General features: G+C 34.8%; 6 protein-coding genes. All 6 read left to right on the top strand.

Going from position 1 to position 7,190, the window contains the following annotated elements:
- On the top strand, positions 1–161 hold a 161-nt coding region (locus ACIQ2Z_RS12165; protein WP_396184437.1), incomplete at its 5' end, for a c-type cytochrome.
- 25 nt (positions 162–186) lie between these two features.
- Positions 187–1,524: a quinol:cytochrome C oxidoreductase gene (locus tag ACIQ2Z_RS12160; protein WP_396184436.1), complete on the top strand. Its 1,338-nt coding sequence runs from the start codon at positions 187–189 to the stop codon at positions 1,522–1,524.
- Positions 1,525–1,544: 20 nt separating this feature from the next.
- Complete coding sequence (locus ACIQ2Z_RS12155; RefSeq protein ID WP_396184435.1) at positions 1,545–2,702, top strand: cytochrome c oxidase subunit II; 1,158 nt, start codon at positions 1,545–1,547, stop codon at positions 2,700–2,702.
- 29 nt (positions 2,703–2,731) lie between these two features.
- Positions 2,732–4,534 carry a cbb3-type cytochrome c oxidase subunit I gene (locus tag ACIQ2Z_RS12150; RefSeq protein WP_396184433.1) on the top strand — a complete coding sequence of 601 codons (1,803 nt, stop codon included), beginning with the start codon at positions 2,732–2,734 and terminating at the stop codon, positions 4,532–4,534.
- Positions 4,535–4,656: 122 nt separating this feature from the next.
- Entirely contained in the window at positions 4,657–5,682 is a 1,026-nt protein-coding gene (gene ruvB, locus ACIQ2Z_RS12145; RefSeq protein WP_396173496.1) for a Holliday junction branch migration DNA helicase RuvB, read from the top strand.
- A gap of 20 nt (positions 5,683–5,702) precedes the next feature.
- Positions 5,703–7,034 (top strand): cytochrome P450, encoded by a 1,332-nt coding sequence (locus tag ACIQ2Z_RS12140; RefSeq protein WP_396184432.1) that lies wholly within the window; start codon positions 5,703–5,705, stop codon positions 7,032–7,034.
- The last annotated feature ends 156 nt before the right edge of the window (positions 7,035–7,190 follow it).

Below are 7,190 nucleotides of genomic sequence, written 5' to 3'. Positions count from 1 at the left end.
TTGGTGTTCCAAGTTATGCTGATAGACCAGTTACTGAAGGAAGTGTTTTTCACGTGATAACTTATGGATTAAACTCAATGGGTTCTCATGCTAATCAATTATCTCAATACGAGCGTTGGTTAGTAACTGATTACGTACTTCAGTTAAAAAGTAAATTATAATTATTGACAACTAGACTGTATAGATATGTATACCCTTTCAAGTAAATTAAAAGTTTTTTCCATTGTCCTAATGCTAGTTGGGTTTTTGGGAATTGGATATAGTTTTATTTCTGCACCAAAAACAACGGCAGATGTAGAAAAAATTCTTGCTGCAGATGCTCATGCCGGACATGGTGCTGCTCATGATGCTCATGCAACTGCAGGACATGATGCTCATGATGCAAAAGCTCACGCAGAACACGAAGAGCATTTAAAACATGTGTTACATCAATTGAAAAATAAGCCTTGGGCAGCTGTATATGTTGCTGCTTTGTTTTTCATGTTAATTTCATTGGGGGTTTTAGCTTTTTATGCCATTCAAAATGTAGCACAAGCTGGATGGTCGCCTGTCTTATTTAGAGTTATGCAAGGATTAACAGCTTATTTACCCGTAGGATCAGTCATTTTCTTTATTTTGTTGGTTTTATCTGCTTTTCATTACAATCACTTATTTGTTTGGATGGATTCTGAATTATTAGACCCGAAAAATATCAAATATGACAAGTTGATTGCTAATAAATCAGGTTATTTGAATGAGTATTTCTGGTTAATCCGAGCGGCTATTTTCTTAATCGGTTGGAATTTATACCGTTATTTTTCAAGAAAAAATTGCTTGGCACAAGATGAAGCTTCAGACAATTCTTTTTACAAGAAAAACTTCAAAATGTCCGCTGCATTCTTAGTGTTCTTTATTGTTACAGAATCTATTATGTCATGGGATTGGATCATGTCGGTTGACCCACACTGGTTTTCTACTTTGTTTGGATGGTATGTTTTTGCTTCTTTCTTTGTAAGTGGAATTACTGTAATCGCTTTAACTACATTGTATCTGAAATCTAAAGGATATTTAGAATATGTTAATACCAGTCATATTCATGATTTAGCTAAATTCATGTTCGGTATTAGTATTTTCTGGACATATTTATGGTTTTCACAGTTTATGTTGATTTGGTATTCAAATATACCTGAAGAGGTTACTTATTTTGTTACCCGAATTGAGCAATACAATTTACCATTCTTCGGAATGTTAGCTTTGAACTTTATTTTCCCATTCCTGATATTAATCAATACAGATTTTAAGAGAATTACTTGGATAATTGTTATGGGAGGTGTAGTAATTTTATTCGGACATTACATCGATTTCTTCAACATGATTATGCCTGCAACCGTGGGTGACAAATGGTTTATTGGAGCAGGAGAAATCGGATCGTTATTATTCTTCCTTGGTTTATTTATTTTAGTAGTATTTACAGCTTTAACAAAAGCACCATTATTACCAAAAAGAAATCCATTTATCGAAGAAAGTAAACATTTTCATTATTAATATTTAAAAGATTTAAACAGATGACAAGTTTGTTAGTACTAGTTGTTTTAGTTTTAGTATCGGTAGCCATTTGGCAATTGACCAAAATATTTCATTTAACTCAAGTAGGAGGTGACACTGATAATTCTCAAGTGGCTAATGACAATGATAATAATGTAAATGGTTACTTAATGTTTGCTTTTTTAGTATTCATTTATTTAATTACTATTTATTGTGTTGTTGAATATGGTCATTTTCCATTAATGAGTAATTCAGCATCTGAACATGGAGTTGAAGTGGATCGTTTGATGTGGATTTCAATGATTCTTATATTCTTTGTTCAAACAATTACTCAGGCATTACTGCACTATTTTTCTTTTAAGTATAGAGGTAAAAAAGGCAATCAAGCACTATATTTTGCAGATAATAACAAATTAGAAATGATTTGGAGTGTGATTCCTGCAATTACTCTAGCCGGTTTAATCCTTTACGGTTTGTATGCATGGACCAATATTATGTTTGTTGATGAAGAAACTGAAAATCCAATGGTTATAGAAATATATGCCAAACAATTTGGATGGGAAGTTCGATATGCAGGACAAGATAACGTATTAGGTAAAGCAAATGTGCGTTACATAGAAGGAATTAATACGTTAGGTGTTGATTTAGCAGATCCAAATGCTCAAGATGATATTCAGGCTTCTGAATTGCATTTACCTAAAGGGACAAAAGTAGTATTTAAAATTCGTTCTCAAGATGTATTACATTCTGCTTATATGCCTCATTTTAGAGCACAAATGAATTGTGTTCCTGGAATGGTAACTCAATTTGCTTTTACTCCAACAGTAACTACTGTTGATATGAGAAATTCGAAAGCAATGATTGAAAAAGTGGATGCAATCAATAAAATTAGAACTAAGAAAAGCAAAGAATTAGTTGCCAAGGGACAAGAAGCTTTAGATCCATATACTTTTGATTATTTGTTACTTTGTAATAAGATTTGTGGAAAATCTCATTACAATATGCAAATGAAAATTGTGGTGGAAAGTCCTGAGGATTTTAAAAAATGGTTTGGAGGTCAAACAACTTTAGTTCAAAATATTAAAGCACAAGAACAGCCTTCTGAAGCAGATAAAGCAACAATTGATTCTGCTGCTGTTGTTAGAGATTCAACTGTAGTTGCACAAGTAGTAAAGTAATAGCAAAATATATAAATTAATTAAGTCATATGTCAGCACACGATCACGCAAACGAACAAGATCACGGACACGAACACGAACATCACCATAAAGATACTTTTATCACAAAGTACATCTTTAGTATTGACCATAAAATGATTGCCAAACAATACCTTATTACAGGATTGATAATGGGTATTATAGGTGTGGCGATGTCGTTATTGTTCAGAATGCAATTAGCTTGGCCAGAAGAGTCTTTTAAGATATTCAATGTACTTTTAGGTGACACTTTTGCACCGGATGGCGTAATGCGAAATGATATTTATTTAGCTCTTGTGACCATTCACGGAACAATTATGGTGTTTTTCGTTCTAACGGCTGGATTGAGTGGTACGTTCAGTAATTTACTTATTCCATTGCAAATAGGAGCTCGTGATATGGCTTCCGGTTTTATGAACATGATTTCTTATTGGTTATTCTTTTTATCAAGTGTAATCATGGTTTGTTCCTTGTTTGTTGAATCTGGACCAGCATCTGCAGGTTGGACAATTTATCCGCCATTAAGTGCTTTGCCACAGGCAATTCCAGGATCTGGAACGGGTATGACATTATGGTTAGTTTCAATGGCTATTTTCATTGCTTCTTCTTTGATGGGGTCGCTGAATTATGTGGTTACGGTTATTAACTTAAGAACAAAAGGAATGTCAATGACAAGATTGCCTTTAACTATTTGGGCATTTTTTGTTACTGCAATTATTGGGATTGTTTCTTTCCCGGTATTATTATCTGCAGCATTATTATTAATATTTGACAGAAGTTTTGGAACTTCATTTTTCCTATCTGATATTTATATAGCCGGTGAAGTTTTACATTATCAAGGTGGTTCTCCTGTACTATTTGAACACTTATTCTGGTTCTTAGGTCACCCTGAGGTTTATATTGTACTACTACCTGCCTTGGGAATTACTTCTGAAATTATTGCTACCAATTCACGTAAACCTATCTTTGGTTACCGTGCCATGATAGCTTCAATTATTGCAATTGCCTTTTTGTCTACTATAGTCTGGGGTCACCACATGTTTGTATCCGGGATGAATCCATTCTTAGGTTCGGTATTTACCTTTACGACTTTATTAATTGCAATTCCTTCTGCGGTAAAAGCATTTAACTATATCACCACTTTGTGGAAAGGTAATTTGCAGTTAAACCCTGCAATGCTTTTCTCAATTGGATTGGTTTCAACTTTTATAACTGGAGGCTTAACAGGTATTATTTTGGGAGATAGCACACTAGATATTAACGTTCACGATACCTATTTTGTAGTTGCTCACTTCCACTTGGTAATGGGTATTTCTGCTTTGTACGGATTGTTTGCAGGTGTTTATCATTGGTTCCCAAAATTGTTTGGTAGAATGTTAAATAAAAATTTAGGATATGTGCATTTTTGGGTAACTGCAGTTTGTGCGTATGGAGTTTTCTTTCCAATGCACTTTATTGGGATGGCGGGTTTACCAAGAAGATATTACACCAATACAGCATTCCCATTGTTTGATGACCTACAAAATGTAAACGTTATCATTACTATGTTTGCTTTAGTAGGCGGTGCGTTCCAATTGGTATTTATCTGGAATTTCTTCCATAGTATGTTCTATGGTAAGAAAGCCGAAATGAACCCTTGGAGATCAAACACATTAGAATGGACCGCTCCTGTTGAACATATGCATGGTAATTGGCCTGGTGCTATTCCTGAAGTTCACAGATGGCCCTATGACTACAGCAAACCGGGTCATGATGAAGATTTCGTGCCACAAACGGTACCTATGGGTCCTGATGAAGAACAATTACATCATTAGATTTTTGCATTATTAATTCATATTAAAAGTCCTTCCATTTTTTTGAAAGGGCTTTTTTATTTATCTTTATGGCAGCGGTTAATTTCAAGTAAACACTCCAAACAATTCTTATCTTTGTTCACATGAATGACTATTTAGATCCAACGAAAAATAACTACAACCCTGACGAAGTGGATTTGGAAAAAAAGCTGCGGCCGCTTTCCTTTGAAGATTTTGCAGGACAAGACCAAGTTCTTGAGAATTTAAAAGTGTTTGTTGAAGCTGCCAATCAAAGAGAGGAAGCCTTAGACCACACTTTGTTTCACGGACCACCCGGTTTAGGAAAAACTACTTTAGCTAATATTTTAGCAAACGAATTAGGAGTTGGTATTAAAATTACTTCCGGTCCCGTTTTAGATAAACCCGGCGATTTAGCGGGATTGCTAACAAATTTGGAAGACAGAGATGTGCTTTTTATCGATGAAATTCATCGCTTGAGTCCCATAGTTGAAGAATATTTATATTCAGCCATGGAGGACTTTAAAATTGATATTATGATAGAATCAGGGCCGAACGCCCGAACCGTGCAAATCAATTTAAATCCTTTTACGCTAGTAGGTGCAACTACCCGTTCCGGATTATTAACAGCACCAATGCGAGCACGATTTGGAATCCAAAGCCGATTGCAATATTATAACACTGAATTACTTACTACCATCGTTCAACGAAGTGCGAGTATTTTAAAAGTGCCTATTTCAATGGAAGCTGCAATTGAAATCGCCGGAAGAAGTCGTGGAACACCACGTATAGCTAATGCATTACTGCGTAGAGTGCGAGATTTTGCCCAAATAAAAGGCAATGGAAAAATTGATATTGAAATTGCTCGTTATGCTTTAAAGGCTCTAAATGTTGATGCACACGGTTTGGATGAAATGGACAATAAGATTTTAACGACCATTATTGATAAATTCAAAGGTGGTCCGGTTGGATTATCGACATTAGCAACAGCTGTCTCCGAAAGTGGAGAAACCATCGAAGAAGTTTATGAACCCTTCCTAATTCAAGAAGGTTTTATTATGCGAACTCCTCGAGGGAGAGAAGTTACAGAGAAGGCGTATAAACACCTCGGTAAAATCAGAACCACTATTCAAGGCGGTTTGTTTGAATAGTTATAAGCAAGTATAATAATATGAGTTTACCCAAATCAATCCCTGAAGTTTCTTTTTTTAGGTTTCTCAATCATGCGAATAATATTTTAAAAAATCCACTGCCTTTTCACGCATCCAATTTTCAGAAATTAGGTGATATTTTTCGTTTAAATATAGGATTAGGTAAATCAGTCCTTTTCTGCAGAGATGCCGGATTGTTGCAACACGCTCTTCAGAAGAATCAAAAAAATTATGCTAAGTCATATATTCAAACAAAAGATTTAGCCAAATACGTTGGAAAGGGATTGCTAACAGCTGAAGGAGAACATTGGCAACGACAACGCAAATTAATTCAACCCGCTTTTCATAAAAGTCAGCTTGTCTTGTTGTTGGATACTATTCAACAGACGATTTTCGAGGAATTGAAAAACATCAAAACCGAAAAACCAGTAGATATTTTTCCTGTTTTTAATGATTTAGCTTTTCAAACCGTTGTAAAGTCTATTTTTAATATTGCAATTTCAGACGCTGACATAGCTTCTTTGCAACATACTACAGAGGCGACCCAAAAAATGCTGGTGCAGGAACTAAGGCAACCTTTTCTTGTTTGGTGGTTTAATTTATCAGGAAAAACTAAGAAGCATTTAGATTTGACTCAAAACTCGAGGACCATTCTAAAAAGATTGGTTGAAGAACGGAAGCAAAGCAACAGTAAGCATGATGATTTATTAGACATGCTTTTGAGTGCAACCTATGAAGATGGCACATGCATGGAAGAAAATCAGCTAGTCGATGAAATTTTAATTTTATTTGCCGCGGGTCATGAAACCACTTCCAACGCATTAACTTTTACTTGCGAGTTATTGGCTCGAAATCCGGAATCGCAAGCAAAAATTTTAGAAGAAATTCGAAGAATAAAAACTGAGTCCAATGATATAATGCATTGGATAAAAAATGCTTCGTACACAAAAATAGTTATCGAAGAATCGATGCGATTGTATCCGCCGGCTTATTTTATTGACCGAGTGAATATAGAAGAGGATTCTTTTAACGGAATGATTATACCAAAAGGATCCACTTTGTTATTTTCAGTATATGAAATTCATCGGCATCCGGATTTCTGGACTAATCCCGCGGAATTTATTCCGGAACGTTTTTTAGATGAAAACACCAAATTTTCTAAAAATTATTTCCCTTTTGGAGCCGGCCCCAGAATGTGTATTGGAAATAATTTTGCCATGTATGAAATGATTTTAGCCATTATTGCTTTGGTTGAACAATTTGAAATTATTGAAAAGAAAGAACCAATTCAAATTAAACCATTAATTACTTTGAAACCGTACAATGCTGTTTTAGAATTTAAAAGTAGATGATGGAAGATGGAAGATGGAAGATGGAAGCGGGAAGATGGAAGCGGGAAGATGGTAGAAGGTTATAAAAGAAAGACAAAAGGTATTAATTTTAATTTCATTTAAATGAGTTTTAAATTTGAAAAATTAATTATTTGGCAGAAAGCTATGGATTTTGGT

The sequence above is a fragment of the Flavobacterium sp. genome (assembly GCF_044361015.1).
In the GTDB taxonomy this organism is placed as follows: Bacteria; Bacteroidota; Bacteroidia; order Flavobacteriales; family Flavobacteriaceae; genus Flavobacterium.
Note: the sequence above shows the minus strand (reverse complement) of the source record. Positions and strands in the feature narration are given on the sequence as shown.